Below are 19099 nucleotides of genomic sequence, written 5' to 3' on the forward strand. Positions count from 1 at the left end.
CTCGCTCCCACAGTAGTCGGTGTTGAATGCAAATTTGTGGTTCAACGCCATCAACTGTGGGAGCGAGCCTGCTCGCGATGAACGATAACGCGGTCCACCTGATGAAACACAAGCGCCGTAAGGCACTTGCCATCGCCCTGACGTTAACGTAAAGATTGCGGCAGGGCGCTGATCTTAAAAAAGCGCAGGGCGGACCGATCCGGAGCGCTTGATGACGCTAATAAAAACAACTCCTCCCAAGCTGCACCATGAAGCCCGGCTGGCCCGGGAAAAGCTCCATCTCGAGGGCGAAGTCCCCGATGGCGTGTTGCGGGCGGAAATCGATGCGTCGTGGCGGCGTAGCCTGAGCCATGGCGTGCATTTCAATGCCAAGCACGAGCTGGCGCTGGAATCCAGCGCGAGCCTCGACGTGCTGTTGGCGAGCAATCGGCTGCTGATCGACGCGGCATTGCCGGCCATCGATTACCTGGCCGAACGCCAGGGCAAGGAAGGGCTGATCATCCTCGCCAATTCCGACGCCACCATTCTCGCTGTCGAAGGCCGCGCCGATCGCCTCAAGGGCAGCGGCCTGCAAGACATCACCCTCGGCGCCTGCTGGAGCGAAGCCGCTCGCGGCACCAACGCGTTGGGCACCGCGCTGGTGGAAGCCCGGCCAACGATGATCGATTGCGGCGAACATTACCTCGATCGCCTGACCGATTTCTCCTGCACCTCGGTGCCGATTTACTGCCCCCAAGGCGACATTCTCGGCGTACTCGACCTGACCCGCGAAGGCCCGCTTGGCCGCGTGCATGACAGCACCGCATTGTTGGCCATGGCCGTCAGCCAGATCGAAAGCCGGGTGTTCAATGCCAGTTATCCGGACGAGATCGTCCTGGCCTTCCACAGCCGTCGGCAGTACCTCGAATCCCCTTGGCAAGGTCTGTTGGCGGTGAGCCTCGGCGGGCAAATCCTCGCGGTCAGCGCCCAGGCCTGTCAGTTGCTGCATGCCGAGCGTTCGGCGTTGGTCGGTCGACGTTGTGAAGAGTTTCTGGGTGTCGACGGCTTGCAACTGCTGTCGCGTTTGCATCAGGGCGGTGTTGGCAGTCTGCAAACGGCCAAAGGCGAGTTCTTCTACAAAACCCTGCGTGCGCCGCAGCGTTCGATCAACGTCAGCACACCACCGCGCAGCGTCGCCAAAACGGCCAAGCCACAACCGGATCTCGAATCCCTGGCCGGCAGCAATGTCCGTTATGCCCGAGCCTTGCGCATGGCCCGGCAAGGCCTGGCCAATGAACTGCCGGTGTTGCTGCTGGGTGAAACCGGCACCGGTAAGGAAGTCATTGCCCGCGCCCTGCACTTGGCCGGAACCCGCTGCGACAAACCCTTCGTCGCGGTGAACTGCGCGGCGATCCCTGAAGGCCTGATCGAGTCGGAATTGTTCGGCTACCGCGAAGGCGCGTTCACGGGCTCGCGTCGCGGCGGCATGATCGGTCGTCTGCAACAGGCCCATGGCGGCACCTTGTTTCTCGACGAAATCGGCGACATGCCGTTGGCCTTGCAGGCCCGTCTGTTGCGGGTGTTGCAGGACCGCAAAGTGGCACCGTTGGGTGCTGGCGAAGAGCAAGACATCGACGTCGCACTGATCTGCGCCACCCACCGTGACCTCAAGCGACTGGTCGAAGAAAAACACTTCCGCGAGGATCTGTTTTATCGGGTCAACGGCATCAGCGTGATGCTCCCGGCTCTGCGCGAACGTGAGGATTTCAGCGGTCTGGTCACTCGACTGCTGGCCAAGCTGGATGCGCCGACGATGGTCCTGCATGACGATTTGAACCGCTTGCTCGGCGGCTATCACTGGCCGGGCAACATCCGCCAACTGGAAATGGTTTTACGCACGGCGCTGGCCATGCGCGAGCCGGGGGACACCGTACTCACCCTCGACCACTTGCCCGACAGCATGCTCGACGAGTTGACCGCCACCGAACGTCCTCAGGCCGGCAGCATTCGCGAAAATGAACTGGAGCTGATTCGCCAGTCCCTGGACACTCACCAGGGCAACGTCTCGGCCGCCGCCGACGCCTTGGGCATCAGTCGCGCGACCTTGTATCGCAAGCTCAAACAGTTGCGCTCGTGATGCAGCGCTTGATCGTTCGGCTGATCGACAGCCAGAACCCCGAAGCCCTGCAAGCGGCGTTGCGCTGGCTCTATAGCTTCGTGCGGCCCCATCGTCTGGCGATTGCCGGGTTGCTCGGGTTATCGGTCTGCGCCTCGTTGCTGGTGCTGGTCCAGCCTTGGCTGACCAAACTGCTGATCGACGATGGCCTGCTGGCGCGCAACTTTCCGATGCTGGTGCTGATCGCCGGGTTGATGATCGTGGCCGGGCTGCTCGGAACGGGGTTGTCGGGGATCAACCGTTACCTGCACACGCGGCTGTCCGGGCGGATTCTGTTCGCCCTGCGCGACGACCTCTATCGACACCTGCAAACCCTCTCGCCGAGTTTCTACGGACAGCGGCGCATCGGTGACCTGATGTCACGTCTCGATGGTGACGTCGCGGAGATCCAGCGCTTTGCCGTGGACTCCTTGTTCTCAGCGGTGTCGAGCGTGATCGGCCTGGTCTGCGCCGTGGCGATGCTGCTGACCCTGTCATGGAAACTCTCGCTGCTGGCACTGGTGCTGATTCCCCTCGACGTGCTCTGGTTGCGCTGGATGCGGCGCAAGGTCGAGCGTGATGTGCGGCAATTGCGCGAGCGCTCGGCGGACATGTCCTCGTTCATGGTCGAGACCTTGCCAGTGATGAAATTCATCCAGTCTGCCGGCCAGCAACAGCGTGAATCGCGGCGCCTGGAGACGTTGGGCCAAGGCTACATGAGCCAGTTGCTGCGCCTGCAAGTCACCGAGTTTTTCACCCAGGCGGTACCGGGCACACTGACCTCGCTGTCCCGTGCCTGCGCGTTCCTGATCGGTGGATATTGGGTGGTGCAGGGGACCTGGCAACTGGGCGCGCTGATCGCGTTTTCCACCTATCTGGGCATGGCCGTCGGACCGGTGCAGAGCCTGCTGGGGCTCTATGTCGCGGTCCAACGAATGACCGTCAGCCTCGGGCGCGTGATGGAATTGCGCGGCGAAGAACCGACCGTTCTCACGCCGGTCACGCCTCAGCCGATGCCGACCTCCGGCGAATTGCGTTTCGACAACGTGCACTTCAGCCATCCCGGTCGCCCGACCACCCTGCGCGGCATCGAAGCGCGAATTCCTTACGGTTTGAAAGTCGCCCTGAGCGGCGGCTCCGGGGTCGGCAAATCGACCCTGATCGACCTGCTGCAACGGCACCACGATCCGCAGTCCGGCCGGGTGTTGCTGGGAGAGGTCGATCTGCGGGAACTGGACCTGTTCCAGTTGCGTCGGCGGATTGCCGTGGTCAGTCAGGACATCGTGCTGTTTCGCGGCAGCCTCGCCGACAACCTGGCCTACGCGGTGCCGGACGCCAGCCGTGAAGCGATTACCGAAGTCGCACGGCTGGCGCAACTCGACAGCCTGATCGAGTCTTTGCCCGAAGGCCTCGACAGTCCGTTGGGCGAACGCGGTCAGCAGTTGTCCGGCGGGCAGAAACAACGCATCGCCATCGCCCGGGCGCTGTTGCAGGATCCGTTGATTCTGGTGCTGGACGAAGCGACCTCGGCGGTGGATGAAGCCACCGAGCGCGAAGTCATCGAAGCCATCGATCGACTGTTTGCCGGGCGCACGCGGATCCTCATCAGCCACCGTCCTTCAACCTTGGCCGATGCCGATTTGCGCTTCGAATTGCTCGACGGCGTACTCACTTCAAAAACGGTGCTGCATGAAGCCTGAGCTGCGGATTGGCGTGGTGGACAGCGGTCACTCGGCGGCACAGCGGGTGCAGGTGGTCGCCGGGCGGCGCTTCTCGTTGCTGGAGGATGGCCTGGCCGAAAGCGACTTGCGCGACGATCCGCTGGGCCACGGCAGCGCGGTGGTCGAGGCCATCGGTCGACGGGCGCCGTCGGCGGTGTTTTGCGTGGCTCAGGTGTTCGACCAGCGTGGGGTCACCAGCGCGTTGCAGATCGCCACGGCGATTGACTGGCTGGTGGCGCAGGACGTTCGGCTGATCAATTTGAGCCTCGGTCTGCGTCAGGATCGCAGCCTGTTGCGTGAAGCCTGTGCCGCGGCGGTAGCGCGAGGTGTTTTGCTCTGTGCGTCCAGCCCGGCGCAGGGCGAGGGCGTGTTCCCGGCGAATTATCCACAGGTGCTGCGAGTCACCGGCGATGCGCGTTGCGCCGAACAGGAATGGTCGTGGCTCAACAGTGCTCAGGCAGATTTTGCCGCGTGTGTGCATGGCACCTATCCGGGGCAGTCCGGCGCCAGCCTCGGCTGTGCGGCGTTGAGCGGGCACATCGCGGGTTTCCTGGTGGCACATCCCGAGGCGAGCAACGAACACGTCATCGAATGGCTGCGGGAGAATGCCCGCTATCGCGGCCCTGAACGGCGCTTCGGACCATGATTTTGATTCTTGGCGCAGGGCCAGCAGGAGCGGCGGTTGCCTTGGGTTTGCGTCGGCTCGGTTATCCCGTGACGCTGATCAGCGAATGGCGGCGGTTTGCGGCGCTGGAGGGCGTTTCCATTCGGGTGCTGGAGGCCTTGCGTGGTGCGGGGCTTCATCAGGCGCTGGCAGATGCAGCGCTGCCGTCGCAAAGACAGGTGTCATGGAACGGTCAGCAGCATGCGCAGAACATCGAATTTTTACTGGATCGTCCGAGCTTTGATCGAGGCCTGCGCGAGGATCTGCGCCTGGCTGGCGTTGAGCTGATCGAAGGCCGTGTGCTGACGGTGCAGTCATCGGTTTCGGGGCATCGGATCGAGGTCGAAGGGCGCGAGGCGCTGCTGGCGGATTTTCTGGTTGAGGCGCGTGGGCGTCAGGCCCCTGCGCTCGGCAAAGGCCTGCGCGGGCCGAAGACGGTCAGCCTGCTCAATCGCTGGCAAGGCACGCCGGGCAGCACCGCCAGCGCGGTGGAAAGCCTTAAGGACGGCTGGGCCTGGATGGCCCGGCGAGCCGACGGTCAGTGTTACTGGCAATGGACGGTGGACGTGGCCAGTGCTGAATTGCCGGGCAAGGCGAATTTGCTCGAATACTGTCGTCAACGCCGCCAAGGCTCGGTGTTGACGCGGGCGTTTTTCGGTGCCGAGCCTGAGATCGATCTACAGCTGCATGCCCGCAGCAGCACGGCGATTCTTTGCCCGCAGGTGTGTGGCGATAACTGGATTCGGGTAGGCGATGCGGCGATGGCGGTGGATCCGCTGTCGGGCAACGGGATTTTTCAGTCCTTGTCCTCGGCGTTACAGGCGCCGACGGTGATCAACACGTTGTTGCGTAAACCCGAGCGAGCGGCGCTGGCCCAGCGCTTTCATCAGCAACGGGTGGAACAGTTGTTTTTGCGTTTTGCGCGGATCGGGCGGGATTTTTATGCCGATGAGCAGCGTTGGCTGGATCAGCCTTTTTGGCAGGCGCGGCGGCAATGGCCGGATGCTGAAGTGGCGCATGCCGAGGCGGACTTTTCCTCGTTGAGGATTGAGCGCGCGCCGGTGCTGCGCGATGGATTTGTGGATGAGGCCGAGGTGGTGATCACGGCGGATCAGCCGCTGGGGATCTGGCATGTGCAAGGGGTTGAGCTGGCGCCGTTGGTGCGGCGGTTGCGGATCGAACCGGCCGAGCAGGCGTTGGCGGGGTTGACGGTGGAGCAGGGGCGAGTGGTCAGGAGTTGGTTGTTGAGTCAGGGATATCGACCCCTCACCCTAACCCTCTCCCCAAAGGGTAGAGGGGACTGACCGTGGGTTTCTATTGAGGTACTGCGACCTGAAAGTCCGAGTCGAGCTCAGGCTTTGAACAGCATGAAGATCGACTCCCTTTCCCCCTCTCCCCATTGGGGAGAGGGCTGGGGTGAGGGGTGGATCTTGGGTCCGACACCGATCCATCTCCCTCCAAAAAAACCTACAGCTTTATCAACACCGACTTCAACTCGGTGTAATGCTCGATCGCCGCATACCCCATCTCCCGCCCAACCCCCGACATCTTGTACCCACCAAACGGCAACGCCGGGTCCAGGGCGCTGTGGCAGTTGACCCACACCGAACCCGACTTGATCCGCGGAATCATCCGGTGCACCGCCGCCAGATCGTTCGACCAAATGCTAGCCCCAAGCCCATACGGACTGTCATTGGCCATGCGCAACGCATCGGCTTCATCATCGAACGGAATCGCCACCAGCACCGGTCCGAAAATCTCTTCCTGCACCAGCGAATGTTTCTGATCGACATCGACGATCACCGTCGGTTTGACGAAAAAGCCCGGCCCGAACTGCTCACCCCCACAGGCGATCGTCGCGCCACTTTCCCGTCCCTTTTCGATGTAACCGTAAACCCGTTCCTGTTGGCGTGCGGAGATCAGCGGGCCCATGTCGACACTCGGGTCCATGCCGTTACCGAGTTTCATGGCGTTGGCGATGTCGGCGATGTCCGCCACCACATTGTCGAAATGCTTACGCTGCACATACAGCCTGGAGCCTGCGCAGCACACCTGGCCCTGATTGAAGAAAATCGCGCTGGCGGCGCCGGCTGCGGCACTCTTCAGGTCGGCGTCGGCCATGACGATGGTGGGCGATTTGCCGCCCAGTTCCAGGGTCACCCGGGTCATGGAATCCATGGCGATCTTGCCGATCTGCTTGCCCACGGCGGTGGAGCCGGTGAAGGTCAGCTTGTCCACCAGCGGATTGTGGGTCAGGGCGGAACCGGCGGTGATGCCGGTGCCGGTGACCACGTTGAACACGCCTTCGGGGTAACCGGCTTCCAGCACCAATTCGGCAAGTTTCAGCGCGGTCAGCGGGGTTTCGTCGGCGGGTTTGAGCACCACGGTGCAACCGGTGGCCAGGGCCGGACCGAGTTTCCAGCAGGCCAGCAGCAGCGGGAAATTCCAGGCAACGATGGCGCCAACCACGCCCACTGCTTCGCGGCGGATGAAACTGTGGAACTGATCGTTGGGCATCAACGGCAACGACACTTCAACGCTGGAGCCTTCGATCTTGGTCGCCCAACCGGCCATGTAGCGCAGGAAGTCGATGGACAGTTGCACGTCCATCACCTGGGCCACGGCCGCGCTTTTGCCGTTGTTCAGGCATTCCAGTTGCGCGAGTGGTTCGGCGTCGCGTTCCATCAGATCGGCGAGTTTCCACAGCAGGTTCTGCCGCTCTCGAGGTCGGGTGCGGGTCCAGGCCGAATCATCAAAGGCCTGACGCGCAGCGAGCACGGCGCGGTCGACATCCTCAGGCGTAGCCCGTGGCACTACGCACAGCACTTCGCCGGTGGCCGGGTTGTGCAGGGGCATGGTCTGGCCGTCGGCGGCCTCGACCCAGTCGCCGCCGATGAGCATGCGTGGGGCGCGCTGGATGAATGCCGACGTAGCGGGAAGCAGATAAGGGAGCGACATGGCGAGGCCTCTTGTTGTTCGTGAGAACAGGGCTTTCGCAATGGCTGTGCCAAGTGCCCGAAAAGGCAGAACCGCCCTTGATCGGCGGGGTTTTGGGGCACTCAAGGGAATCGCGGGCGCTGTGAGATTGTTGCAAATTGCGACAGCTATGAGACGACGAGCAACCGGGTTGCGACCTTGAGGTACCCATTATTGAGGACTAGAATTTTCAGGATAGGTGGGTGAAGTGACGGACCGTTCATCCGGCAATGCATCTGGCGTGAGGGAGGTAACGATGTTCCTTTCAACCCTGGAAATTCAAAACATCATTGAACACAGCTTTCTGCCGTCCGTGTGCACCTGCACCATGGCGGCGGACCAGTCCCTGACGATTCGGGTCTGCGACTGCATGACCGGCAAAGTGGATATAGTGGCCACCCACGTTCCCCTGTGGACACTGGACAGTCCCCATGCGATCGCGTCGCTGGTGGCGGACATGCAGCACGAGATCGACGTACACAAAAGCGTTCCCCCCACCTATGACATCTGAACCGGCGTCACGCCGCACCGTGGAAGCGGTGCGGCCCGCGCCGATTATTCAGGCTGCAAAATTACGGGATATTTCTTCGAACGTGTTGCCATCCACGGCAGCCAACAGTTTTCTGTCGTCCTTGAGTGTCGCCAGAAAGGTCACTTCGGTTTCCTTGCCAGCCAGCATGAACCCGGCGATTGCGCCGATGGGCCCCAACAGCATGGCCCCGGCCACGCCAAAGCCGATGGCATCCTTGATGTTGTTGATCGAATCCTCGTTGGCCACTTCCACGCACTTGAACGATGAGAGCGGCAGGGTAATGCCGGGCCATGGGTGAAGCGACGTTCTGAGGGTGAAAACGCCGTCTCTGTACTCTCCATCACCCTGCAGAAAGTCCCCCGCCAGGACAGTGATGCTTGCCATTTTTTTATCCCCTGGTGGCAATCGGTGAACAACCATTTCGCGCTTGCAGAGGATCGGCGTCAATCGCCGGCCGATGAGCTGTTCCGGTCAGGCCATCTATGCTTGTCTCAGACTGCAACACGTGTCGCGATATTAGACGCAGGTGATCTCGTTCAGCGATGCCGCAACGTGTTGATTTTCTCGCAACTCCTTGATTAAAAAGCTAATCGGCAAGCTGGCACGCTCCGTGTATTGCTCATCGCAGACGTTTCTCTTGCCTCCGTCAGCGGTGCGCCGCCGACGGCAGAAACCATAAAAACGATAAGCCACAAAAATAAGAAAGCACCGTGCGAGGTTCGACGTTGATGAAGAGAAAACTCCGATCAGGCCTGAGTGCCAGTCTGCTGGCCGTGGCCGCTTGTGTGGCGCTGCATTCGCCTTACAGCCTGGCAGCCCGCGACGCTCAGACCATCCTCAAGGAAACCTGTCAGGGCTGTCATACCCCCGAAGCCGATAATGCCCTGAGCCGCATCAGCCACCAGCGCAAAACCCCTGAAGGCTGGCTGATGAGCATCGCCCGCATGCAAATCATGCACGGTTTGCAGATCAGCGATGACGACCGCCGAACCCTGGTCAAATACCTGGCCGACACCCAAGGCCTGGCCCCAAGCGAAACCGATGGCGTGCGTTATGCGCTGGAACGTCGACTCAATACCGTTGAGAAGTTCGACGACCAGACCAGCCAGATGTGCGGCCGCTGCCACTCCGGTGCGCGGGTCGCGCTGCAACGGCGCCCGGCCCAGGAATGGGAGCGTCTGGTGAACTTCCACCTCGGCCAATGGCCGTCCCTGGAATACCAGGCGCTGTCTCGCGACCGCGACTGGTTCGACCTTGCTCGAAAAGACATGGTGCCGCTGTTGGCCAAGCGTTATCCGCTGGACAACCCGGCCTGGAAAAAATGGCTGAGCACCGCGCCAAAAGCCGAAGCGCTGGTGGGTGACTGGAGCTTCAGCGGCCACTTGCCCGGCAAGGGTGAATTGGCCGGTGTGATGAGCGTCACGGCCGATGGCAGCGACACGTTCAAGGTCAGCGTCAAAGGCCAATACGCCGACGGCAGCCCGTTCAACGGCGACGGCAGCGCGATTCTCTACACCGGCTACGAATGGCGCGGCAACGTGACCATCGACGGCGTGACCATGCGCCAAGTGTTCGCTGCCCAAGGCAACGCGATGCAGGGCCGGATGTTCGAGGCGGAGCACGATGAGCGTGGTCTGGACTTCGTCGCCGCCAAACAGGGCAGCAGCCGTTTGCTGGCGGTGCAGCCAGGTTACCTGAAGGCTGGCGCCGAAACTGAAGTGACCCTTGTCGGCAGCGGTCTCACTGGTAAACCGAACTTCGGCAAAGGCGTGGAAGTGGTCGAAGTGCTGGAGCAAACGCCAGAGCGCCTGCGCGTCAAACTCAAGGCCGCTGCGAATGCCCAACCGGGTCTGCGCAACGTCACCGTCGGCACGCTGAAAGGCCCGACCCTGTCGGTCTACAGCAAAATCGCTGAAGTCAAAGTCGTGCCCGAGTTCTCGGTGGCGCGGATCGGCGAGGGCGGTGGTTCGACGCCGAAAGTTCAGGGCCGTTTTGATGCCGAAGCCTGGGGCAAGGGCGCTGACGGCAAGCCGTATCGCATCGGCGTGTTCCCGGCGCAGTGGTCGGTCGAAGCCTTCGACGACCGCGCCAAGGAAGACGAGGACGTCAAGTTCGCCGGCACCATGCAGGCTGACAGCGGCGTGTTCACACCGGGCGATGCCGGGCCGAACCCGCAGCGCAAAATGTCCACCAACAATGCCGGCAACCTCAAGGTGATCGCCGCGGTCGACGACGCAGGGAAATCCCTGACCGGCGAAGGCCACATGATCGTCACCGTGCAACGCTGGAACAATCCACCCATTCCATGAGTTGGCTGATCTCAAACGATTCAGACACTTTTTCGGAATGACCGCAGGCCCCGTAGAACGGGGTTTGCACAGGAGGTTGCAATGGGCGCTATTTTGAATCTGGTTGAGCGGAATCTGCACGAAGTGCACGTCGATGCCGACCGCATGCTGTTTCACATCCCCAGCAGTTCGCTGTTCGCCAGCGATGAGCTGACGGGAACCATCATCGACACCTTGCGCGGTCCCGGCTGTTCATCCGATGACTTGATCCAGCGTTTGGCGTCACGCTTCAACGGCGAAGAAATCACCGAGACCCTGCGTGAGCTGATGGCCCTGGAACTGGTCAGCGACGGCTCGCCGCTGACCCCGGACATCGGCACCAAACGGGTCGAGCGCACGGCGATCAACACTGTGGTGCTCAACGTCAACACCGGCTGCAATCTGAGCTGCACCTACTGCTACAAGGAAGACCTGGACAAGCCGTCGGCCGGCAAGAAAATGGACGTCGAAACGGCGGTTGCCTCGGTGGAAATGTTGCTGCGCGAGTCCCCTGACGAAGAGCGTTTCACCGTGGTGTTTTTCGGCGGTGAGCCGCTGAGCAATCGCAAGCTCATCGAGTACATGGTCGACTATTGCGAGAAGCGTTTCCGCGAAGCCGGCAAGTTCGTCGAGTTCGTCATGACCACCAACGCCACGCTGCTCACCGAAGAAACCGTGGACTACCTCAACGCCCACCGTTTCGGCCTGTCAGTCAGTATCGACGGACCGAAAACCGTGCACGACCGCAACCGCATCACCGTGGGCGGGCAGGGTACTTACGACGTGGTGCGGCGCAAGGCCGAGATGCTGCTGTCGCGCTACAACAGTCGTCCGGTCGGCGCCCGCGTAACCCTGACCACCGGCGTCACCGACGTCGAAACCATCTGGGATCACCTGTTCAACGAACTGGGTTTTGCCGAAGTCGGGTTTGCCCCGGTGACCTCTGGCGACATCAGCACCTTCAACCTGTCCAGCGACGAGCTGATCGAAGTCTTCGCCAACATGAAGAAGCTCGGTCGACGCTATCTGGAAGCGGCGCTGGAGCACCGCAATATCGGTTTCTCCAACCTGCACCAGTTGATCACCGACATCCACGAAGGCCACAAAAAAGCCCTGCCCTGCGGCGCGGGCCTGAAGATGCTGGCAGTGGATCACAAGGGTGAGCTGAACCTGTGCCACCGGTTTACCGGTTCGAGTCTGCCGACGTTCGGCAACGTCCACAGCGGTGTGAAGCAGGTGGAGTTGAACGACTTTCTGTCCCAGCGACTGGACCGCACCAACACCGGTTGCGAGGACTGCCAGATCCGCAATCTCTGCTCCGGCGGCTGCTACCACGAGAGCTACGCCCGCTACGGCGACCCGACCCACCCGACCTATCACTACTGCGAACTGATGCGTGACTGGGTCGACTTCGGCATCGAGGTCTACACCCGGATCATGGCCCACAACCCTGCGTTTATCAGCAGCTACATCACTCCGCGCAAGGCTCACTGATATGAAACATCTCAAGGCAATCAATAATAAAGCGCTGAAACTGAATGAGGCCGCGGCCGAAAACCGTATTGAAGAGGTGGTGGCGATGAGCTCCGTCGCCGGCTGCGCCTCGACCACCGACCCGGGTTGGGAAATCGATGCATTTGGCGGTGTGTCGTCGCTGTGCCAGCCGATGGAAGCGGACCTTTACGGCTGCTCCGACCCTTGCTGGTGGCCGGCCCAGGTGCCCGACATGATGAGCACCTACCCGGACTGGAACAAGGATGCCCAGGCGTCCAACGACAACTGGCGCAACCTTGGCACTGTCTTCCCTAAAGACAAGTGATCGGACAGAGAAGAAGGATTCCAGCATGCCTAGCATCAAAGCCTGCGGCCTGGCCGCATTCGCCGTCCTGAGCGTCTGTTCGCTCACTGTTCTGGCCGATGAAAACACCACTCTCGAAACTGGTCACGAGTACATGGTGACCACCAATTACCCGAACAACCTGCACGTCATCGACCTGGCCACCGACACCCTGTTCAAGACCTGCAAAATGCCGGATGCCTTCGGTCCCGGCACCGTTCAGTTGTCGCCGGACCGCAAGACCGCTTACGTGCTGAACAATCACTACGCGGATGTCTACGGCGTTGAACTCGACAGCTGCAAGCAGGTGTTCCACGCCAGCATCACCCAGAAACCGGGGGAGAAAGCGAAGTCGATGTTCGCCTTCACCCTCAGCCACGACGGCAAGGAACTGTTCACCATTGCCAACCCGACGTTGATGCTCAACGACCGCTACGAAGTGCAGCAACCGCGGCTCGATGTGTACGCCACCGACGCCGGCCTGAACGCCAAACCCGTGCGCAGTTTCCCGGCACCACGGCAGTTGACCATCATGCAGAGCGGTGACGACGGCACGCTGTACGTGGCCGGGGCGGATGTCTACAAGGTCGATGTGAAGACCGGCAAGTTCGACGTGCTGATCCCCAGCCGCCACTGGAAACGCCCGAACTACAGCGCGCCGGACGTGCTTTACGTGTGGAACCAGCAGACTTATCGCCATGACTTCTCGCTGTTCTACACCGCGGCGAAATTCAAGGACAAGAAGCAGGATCCGTTGACCGCCGAGTACGTCTACGGGCTGTTCAGCATCGACCTGAAAACCGGCAAGACCGAAACCACCGACTTCGGTCCTCTGACGGAAATCTACTTCAGCGGCATGCGCTCGCCGAAGGACCCGAACTTGATGTTTGGCGTGCTGAACCGTTTGGCGAAGTACGACATCAAGGAAAAGAAAATGCTCCAGGCGGCGACGCTGGATCATTCCTACTACTGCATTTCGTTCAGTAAGGACGGCAGCAAGATCTACCTGTCCGGGACGTTTAATGATGTGGCCATCTTTGATCCCGAGAGCATGAAGCAGATCGGCAGCATCAAGTTGCCGGGTGGGGATATGGCGATCACGACGGCGCAGGTATTTGTTCGGTAAATGCGGCGTCTGAACTGACGCCATCGCGAGCAAGCTCGCTCCCACAGTGGATCTCAACGTGATCACTATTGTGTGAACATCATTGAACCCTGTGGGAGCGAGCCTGCTCGCGAAGAGGCCCTCGAAGACACAGAATCATCAAGCCCCAGGCACCGGACAACTCAAATCCCCCTCCTGACACTTCAAGTAATTCTTGAAAGTCTCAACCCGCGCCTTGGTCAATTCAGTCACGCAGTTGCTGTAGATCAGCGGATACACACTCCCGCCTTCTACCCCGGCGCTCGAGAACTTGCACTCGGCATCCCGAAACGCAATCCACGAACGCTGCGCCCCGATCAGCAGCTTTTTGCTTTCGGGGGTGCTCTTCAAACGCTCGTTGATCTGCTGGTAAAGCGCATTCAACTCCTTGTCCGCCGCCTTGTGCTGCTGCGCCGCGCACTGATTCATCGTGGCCTGATCGGCGGCGTTGTCGCAGTCCACCGCATAAGCGCCGGTAGTGAACAGCAGAGGCGTCAACGCCAGAAGAAAGCGTGGGTGCATGGGGATTCTCGCTGTGACAGGAAAGTTGGGGGGCAGTTTAGTGCCGTATTCGACCCTTTATGTTTGCCATTCAGGGCATTTTTTTATCGAATCATAGCCAAGCCACGGCACATCATGCGATGTCCAGATATGCGCCTGAGGCGTCATTTTCGGGTCATCATCCAGTGTCGCCACACGAACGATAACCTGGGGTTGGGCCAAGCGTTCAGCCATCAAGTGTGAACCGCAGACCGAACAGAAATGCCGAAGCTTGCCCGGTGACGATTCGTAGCTGCTCAGGCGGTCCTGGCCTTTGGTCCAGCGAAAATGTTCGCGCATGACCCCCGCTGTCGAGGCGAATGCCGCCGCGTGTGCCTTGCGACAGGTTTGGCAGTGGCAATGACTGATGGGCATGTCGAGGCTATTGACTTGGTACTCGATGGCTTTACACAAACAGCTGCCATGCAGGCTATTCATCGCTTGCTCCTGATTGTGTTTGGGTGCCGCTGGCCAGGCCCAGCAGGGCTCCGCGATAACACTCCGTAAGTGAAAGCTGCATGAATCGTCCTTGTCTGAGTCAATTTCGTTTTTAACGTTAGCAGTTTCGGTCTGCTCGTTTTGTTTTCAAACCAGCAGTTACACTTGGAAGTGCAGCTGAATATTTCGTCAGGGTTGATTGAGATACCCGATTGATACAACTTTAGGGTTGGTCTTGTGGTCTTACAGGCCTACTGTTCAGTACAGGAGGTGACTTATGAATCCAGCATCAGATCGCATCGAAAGGAAGATCCTGCTTAAAACGCCGCGCTCGCAGGTCTGGCGTGTGCTGGCCAATGCCGAAGCCTTCGGACAGTGGTTTGGCGTGGCGCTGGAGGGCAAGCGTTTTGTCGCCGGTGAGTGGACCCAGGGGCAGATTACGTACCCGGGTTATGAGCACTTGCTGTGGAACGTACTGGTGGAGCGGGTCGAGCCGGAACGGGTGTTTTCGTTTCGCTGGCACCCGTATGCCGTGGAGCCTGAGCTCGATTACTCCCAGGAACCCACCACGCTGGTGAAGTTCGAGCTCGAAGACATGGATGAAGGCACGTTACTCAAGGTCACCGAGTCCGGTTTCGATCACATCCCTCAGACGCGCCGACTCAAGGCGTTCCGCATGGACAGCCGCGGTTGGGATGAGCAGATGAACAACATCGAAGAGTTTCTCAAAGTCAGTGCCAAGGCGCGCGAGCGTCAGGAAGAGTGATGGCTGAATGTTCGAACCTTGGCTGAAACGCTGGGCGCTGGTGCCGGACGGTGATCCGATCATCACACCCGGCAGTCGTTTGTTGCCGGTGCGCATGGGGGATGTGCCGGCGATGTTGAAGATTGCTGTCGATGCCGAAGAAAAGTTCGGCAATCTGTTGATGACCTGGTGGGGCGGCGAGGGCGCTGCCCACGTCTATGCCCATGACGGAGACGGGTTGTTGATCGAGCGTGCCATGGGCCAGCGATCGCTGATGCACATGGCGCTCACCGGTCAGGACGACGAAGCCAGCCAGATACTGTGTGCGACGTTGGCGCGGCTGCACGCGCCGCGGCCATCGTCACCACCGCCCCTGGTTCCATTGGCGCCATGGTTCAAGTCGCTTCGTTTGGCGGCTGAACAGTTTGGCGGCCCTTATTCCCTCAGTCTCGCCGCTGCCGAAGCCTTGTTGGCCAAACCGCAGGACGTCGTGGTGCTGCACGGCGACATGCATCACGACAATGTCCTGGACTTCGGCCCGCGGGGCTGGCTGGCCATCGATCCCAAGCGGGTGATCGGTGAGCGCGGATTCGATTACGCCAACCTGATCTGTAATCCCGACTTGCCGACGGCGACGGATCCGCAGCGTTTCCACAGGCAGATAGCGGTGGTGGCTGACGCCGCCGGCCTCGAGCGTCGACGGTTACTGCAATGGGTATTGGCGTTTGCCGGATTGTCGGCAGCCTGGTTTCTCGAGGATGACGATACCCTGGCGGCAGATGGTCAGCTACAGGCCGCTAAACTCGCGGCTTCAATGCTCGATACCTGAGCCGTCTAAGGGGTTTCGGAAGGGCGGCTATAGCGAATGTCCTACACGCGATGGTAGCTATGTCGTCTATTGCACATTGGATCCGAAGCGTAATCTAGCTTCATCAACCGAAGCACAGGAAGTGCTCGGGATCACGGATGATCGACCATAAGCAAGGAATCGCTGCCGACAGGGAGTCGTAATGGTCTTGGGAAAAACCCGCTTCGGCGGGTTTTTTTTCGCCTGTCGAAAAGGCTTCGGCAGTTGCTACAAGAGAGGCTTCATGGCTGGAATGGTCAATGGCTTACGCCAGAGCGCTGGTATGTCCTCTGTTTACGCTTCACCGATGTGTTTAATCTGGATCCATCAACTGAGTCGCAGGAAGCGCTCAGGATCACGGATGATCGACCATTGGCCAGGATGGCTGCCGACAGGATGTCGAAATGGTCTTGAGAAACCCGCTTACGCGGGTTTTTTTATGGGCGATGGAAAATCCTCGGCGCGCCATTTTGGCCGGGGGAAACGGCAGCCAGGCACTGGCTGCCGATCAGGATGGATCAGCGTGCTGACAATTGATCCAGTTTCGCCGCTACACGTTCAGTGATTTCCGAGCGCAGTTTCAATGACCCGGCAGCACGTTTGCGGGCCTCCTCCAGCACACTGACCGGCGCCGTCTCAGGACTGCCCGACGCAAACGGCGGCGCCGGGGCGTATTCGAGCTGTAACTGCACCAACTCTGCCGTGTCCTTATCGAACAACTCCGCGGCCAGGGTCAGGGCAAAATCGATGCCCGCCGTGATCCCGCCACCGGTTAGAAGATTGCCGTCGCGCACCACCCGATCCTTAACCGGGATCGCCCCCAAGGGTGCGAGTAATTCGTGATAAGCCCAGTGAGTGGTGGCGCGTTTACCCTTCAGCAGACCCGCCGCACCGAGCACCAGCGCGCCGGTACACACCGACGTGACGTAACGCGCGTTGGCGGCTTGCGTCTTGATGAAGGCCAGCGTCTGTTCATCCTCCATCAACGGCCCGACGCCACTGCCGCCGGGAATGCAGATCACATCCAGCTTCGGGCAGTCGTCGAACGTGGTGGTCGGTTTCAGCACCAGGCCCGTGCTCGCGGTAACGGGCATCAGGTCCTTCCAGATCAAATGCACCTTCACGTCCGGCAGCGAGGCCAGTACGTCGAAAGGGCCGGTGAGGTCCAGTTGCTGAACCTGTGGAAACAACAGAAAACCGATCTGCAACGTCATGGCATTTTTCTCATGAAGTGGGTAGACGGCTTCACTTTAGGCTCGTAGGATTTGGCGTATACGCCAATAACCCCACGAATTACGCCAATCATGCCGAAAACCATTCACGTGCTCGCCTTTGCCAATGTGCAACTGCTCGACGTCACTGGGCCGTTGCAGGTGTTCGCCTCGGCCAATGACATTGCTCGCCAGAAAGGCTTGCCGCCGCCTTACGCGCCGACGGTGATTGCCCGCGGCGGCGGGGCGGTAATGTCGTCGGCGGGGTTGGCGCTGGTGGCCGAACCGTTGCCCGAGGACGGCAGTGACACATTGATCATTGCCGGTGGCTGGGGCGTTTACGACGCGGCGGAAGACCAACCACTGGTGGCGTGGGTACGTGAACATGCGACGGGATGTCGGCGGGTATCGTCGGTGTGCACCGGGGCATTTTTGCTGGCGGCCAGCGGCTGGCTCGATGGCCGGCGGGTGGTCACTCACTGGACCCGTTGCGAGCAGTTGGCGCAGCAGCATCCGCAGCTGCAGGTTGAGCCCAATCCGATTTTCATCAATGACGGTCCGGTCTGGACCTCGGCCGGGGTCACCGCCGGTATCGATCTGGCGCTGGCCATGGTCGAAGAAGACCTTGGCCGCACGATGGCCCTGGAAGTCGCCCGGCAACTGGTGGTGTTCCTGAAACGACCCGGCGGCCAGTCGCAGTTCAGCGTAACCCTCTCTTTGCAAAAGGAAGGCAACCGTTTCGACGAACTTCACGCCTGGATCAGCGAAAACCTCACCAAGGATTTGGGCATCCCGACCCTGGCCTTGCAGGCCGGCATGAGCGAACGCAGCTTCGTCCGCCACTACCGCGCCGACACCGGCCAGACACCCGCGCGGGCCATCGAACTGATTCGGGTCGAGACTGCCCGACGTTTGCTCAGCGATACCGGCGTGCCGATCAAACGGGTGGCGGTGCAATGCGGATTTGGTAGCGAAGAGACGCTTCGACGCAGTTTTCTGCGGGCCATGGGCGTGACCCCGCAAGCCTATCGCGAGCGTTTCAGCGTCAGCCCTCCAGCAGATCCAGTAATGCTCTGAGCGTTGCCTCGGGCGCTTCCTCGGGAATGTTGTGCCCGACGCCCGCCAGCACTTGCCGCTCATAACGCCCGGTGAAATGGGCGATGTCTTCGTCTATCTCCGGTGCCGGTCCGACGCCATCGTCAGCACCGCACAGGGAAATCGTCGGTACGCTGATTGGCGGCTGTCGGGTCAGCGCTTCTTCGATCCACTCCAGCGCCGGGTCGCCGGGCGTGTACATGAACCGGTGGCGGTAGGAGTGAATCACCACCTCGACGAAATCCGGATTATCGAAGGCCGGTGCGCTTGACGGATACAACTCAGGGCCTTTGGCCCAGGTCGGTGACCACAACGTCCAGAGCAATTCGCACAAAGCCCGGCGATTTTTCGTCAGGCCTTCAACCCCGCGTGGCGTGTGGAAGTAGTACTGATACCAGAGGCGGTGCTCGGTTTCCGGGTCCAACGGTTCGGTGGAGAGGGGAATGTTTTGAAGGTTGTAACCATCGCCGGTCACCAGGCAACGAACCCGCTCCGGCCATAGCGCCGCCACGATGCACGCCGCCCGACCGCCCCAGTCGTAACCGCACAAGGCGGCTTGTTGAATGGCCAACGCGTCCATCAGATCCAGCAAATCCTGAGCGAGGGCGGCTTGTTGGCCGGAGCGCAGGGTGTCGGGGTGGTTGAATCGGGTTGGGCCGTAACCGCGCAGGTACGGGACGATGACGCGGTAGCCCTTGGTGGCGAGGACTGGGGCGATTTCGTCGTAAGCGCGGGGGGAATAGGGGAAGCCGTGGAGGAGGATGATCGGGTCGCCGGTGGTGGGGCCGTGTTCTTCGTAGGCGAGCGACAACCCTGGCGTTTGGGTGAAGTGGATCAGCGCTTCATTGTTCATTCGACACTCCAGAAAGGGTTGTTTTTCGCCTGTTT

At 60.6% G+C, this 19099-nt stretch carries 18 protein-coding genes; 12 read left to right on the plus strand and 6 right to left on the minus strand.

Annotation, left to right across the window (positions count from 1 at the left end; genetic code table 11):
* Nucleotides 1-211 precede the first annotated feature (211 nt).
* Genes ACA056_RS08630 through qhpG form a run of 4 tightly spaced genes read left to right on the plus strand, consistent with a single transcriptional unit; the run spans nucleotide 212 to nucleotide 5823 of the window.
* Nucleotides 212-2116, plus strand: coding sequence for a sigma-54-dependent Fis family transcriptional regulator (locus ACA056_RS08630; protein WP_497271908.1), 1905 nt, complete (start codon nucleotides 212-214; stop codon nucleotides 2114-2116).
* On the plus strand, nucleotides 2116-3834 hold the full coding sequence (locus tag ACA056_RS08635; RefSeq protein ID WP_497271910.1) for an ABC transporter ATP-binding protein: 1719 nt from the start codon (nucleotides 2116-2118) through the stop codon (nucleotides 3832-3834). The genes ACA056_RS08630 and ACA056_RS08635 overlap by 1 nt, the downstream gene beginning before the upstream one ends.
* Entirely contained in the window at nucleotides 3824-4501 is a 678-nt protein-coding gene (qhpE, locus tag ACA056_RS08640; RefSeq protein WP_497271912.1) for a subtilisin-like serine protease QhpE, read from the plus strand. The genes ACA056_RS08635 and qhpE overlap by 11 nt, the downstream gene beginning before the upstream one ends.
* Entirely contained in the window at nucleotides 4498-5823 is a 1326-nt protein-coding gene (gene qhpG, locus ACA056_RS08645) for a flavin-dependent monooxygenase QhpG (RefSeq protein WP_497271914.1), read from the plus strand. The genes qhpE and qhpG overlap by 4 nt, the downstream gene beginning before the upstream one ends.
* Before the next feature lie 163 nt (nucleotides 5824-5986).
* On the opposite strand, the gene ACA056_RS08650 is transcribed toward qhpG, so the two are convergent.
* A complete protein-coding gene (locus ACA056_RS08650) occupies nucleotides 5987-7477 on the minus strand; it encodes an aldehyde dehydrogenase family protein (RefSeq protein WP_497271916.1) in 1491 nt (496 codons plus the stop codon).
* 274 nt (nucleotides 7478-7751) lie between these two features.
* On the opposite strand from ACA056_RS08650, the gene ACA056_RS08655 reads away from it, so the two are divergent.
* Entirely contained in the window at nucleotides 7752-8006 is a 255-nt protein-coding gene (locus tag ACA056_RS08655; RefSeq protein WP_046048402.1) for a DUF1652 domain-containing protein, read from the plus strand.
* A gap of 48 nt (nucleotides 8007-8054) precedes the next feature.
* Here ACA056_RS08655 and ACA056_RS08660 read toward each other — a convergent pair whose 3' ends face one another.
* Nucleotides 8055-8411 carry a hypothetical protein gene (locus tag ACA056_RS08660; protein WP_497271919.1) on the minus strand — a complete coding sequence of 119 codons (357 nt, stop codon included), beginning with the start codon at nucleotides 8409-8411 and terminating at the stop codon, nucleotides 8055-8057.
* A 344-nt stretch (nucleotides 8412-8755) separates the two neighbouring features.
* Here ACA056_RS08660 and peaA point away from each other — a divergent pair, with 344 nt between their 5' ends.
* The 4 genes from peaA to peaD all read left to right on the plus strand — a co-directional run bounded on the left by peaA (nucleotide 8756) and on the right by peaD (nucleotide 13317).
* A complete protein-coding gene (peaA, locus tag ACA056_RS08665; RefSeq protein WP_497271921.1) occupies nucleotides 8756-10336 on the plus strand; it encodes a quinohemoprotein amine dehydrogenase subunit alpha in 1581 nt (526 codons plus the stop codon).
* An 81-nt stretch (nucleotides 10337-10417) separates the two neighbouring features.
* Nucleotides 10418-11848 (plus strand): quinohemoprotein amine dehydrogenase maturation protein, encoded by a 1431-nt coding sequence (gene peaB / locus ACA056_RS08670; RefSeq protein WP_497271923.1) that lies wholly within the window; start codon nucleotides 10418-10420, stop codon nucleotides 11846-11848.
* A gap of 1 nt (nucleotide 11849) precedes the next feature.
* Nucleotides 11850-12173: a quinohemoprotein amine dehydrogenase subunit gamma gene (qhpC, locus tag ACA056_RS08675; protein WP_497271925.1), complete on the plus strand. Its 324-nt coding sequence runs from the start codon at nucleotides 11850-11852 to the stop codon at nucleotides 12171-12173.
* A gap of 25 nt (nucleotides 12174-12198) precedes the next feature.
* The gene (gene peaD, locus ACA056_RS08680) at nucleotides 12199-13317 is read left to right on the plus strand and encodes a quinohemoprotein amine dehydrogenase subunit beta (protein ID WP_497271927.1); all 1119 of its coding nucleotides are present in this window, start codon (nucleotides 12199-12201) and stop codon (nucleotides 13315-13317) included.
* 138 nt (nucleotides 13318-13455) lie between these two features.
* Here peaD and ACA056_RS08685 read toward each other — a convergent pair whose 3' ends face one another.
* Both ACA056_RS08685 and ACA056_RS08690 read right to left on the minus strand, forming a co-directional pair.
* Nucleotides 13456-13857, minus strand: coding sequence for a lysozyme inhibitor LprI family protein (locus ACA056_RS08685; protein ID WP_497271929.1), 402 nt, complete (start codon nucleotides 13855-13857; stop codon nucleotides 13456-13458).
* Nucleotides 13858-13914: 57 nt separating this feature from the next.
* A complete protein-coding gene (locus ACA056_RS08690; protein WP_497271931.1) occupies nucleotides 13915-14313 on the minus strand; it encodes a GFA family protein in 399 nt (132 codons plus the stop codon).
* 277 nt (nucleotides 14314-14590) lie between these two features.
* On the opposite strand from ACA056_RS08690, the gene ACA056_RS08695 reads away from it, so the two are divergent.
* Both ACA056_RS08695 and ACA056_RS08700 read left to right on the plus strand, forming a co-directional pair.
* The gene (locus ACA056_RS08695) at nucleotides 14591-15079 is read left to right on the plus strand and encodes an SRPBCC family protein (protein ID WP_282480961.1); all 489 of its coding nucleotides are present in this window, start codon (nucleotides 14591-14593) and stop codon (nucleotides 15077-15079) included.
* Nucleotides 15080-15086: 7 nt separating this feature from the next.
* Entirely contained in the window at nucleotides 15087-15887 is an 801-nt protein-coding gene (locus tag ACA056_RS08700) for an aminoglycoside phosphotransferase family protein (protein WP_497271933.1), read from the plus strand.
* 536 nt (nucleotides 15888-16423) lie between these two features.
* On the opposite strand, the gene inhA is transcribed toward ACA056_RS08700, so the two are convergent.
* Entirely contained in the window at nucleotides 16424-17119 is a 696-nt protein-coding gene (inhA, locus tag ACA056_RS08705; protein ID WP_497271935.1) for an isonitrile hydratase, read from the minus strand.
* Between the two features lie 90 nt (nucleotides 17120-17209).
* Here inhA and ACA056_RS08710 point away from each other — a divergent pair, with 90 nt between their 5' ends.
* The gene (locus tag ACA056_RS08710; RefSeq protein ID WP_497271937.1) at nucleotides 17210-18193 is read left to right on the plus strand and encodes a GlxA family transcriptional regulator; all 984 of its coding nucleotides are present in this window, start codon (nucleotides 17210-17212) and stop codon (nucleotides 18191-18193) included.
* Here ACA056_RS08710 and ACA056_RS08715 read toward each other — a convergent pair.
* Nucleotides 18162-19064: an alpha/beta fold hydrolase gene (locus ACA056_RS08715; protein ID WP_497271939.1), complete on the minus strand. Its 903-nt coding sequence runs from the start codon at nucleotides 19062-19064 to the stop codon at nucleotides 18162-18164. The genes ACA056_RS08710 and ACA056_RS08715 overlap by 32 nt on opposite strands.
* Between the last annotated feature and the right edge of the window lie 35 nt (nucleotides 19065-19099).

The sequence above is a fragment of the Pseudomonas sp. LBUM1666 genome (assembly GCF_059695775.1).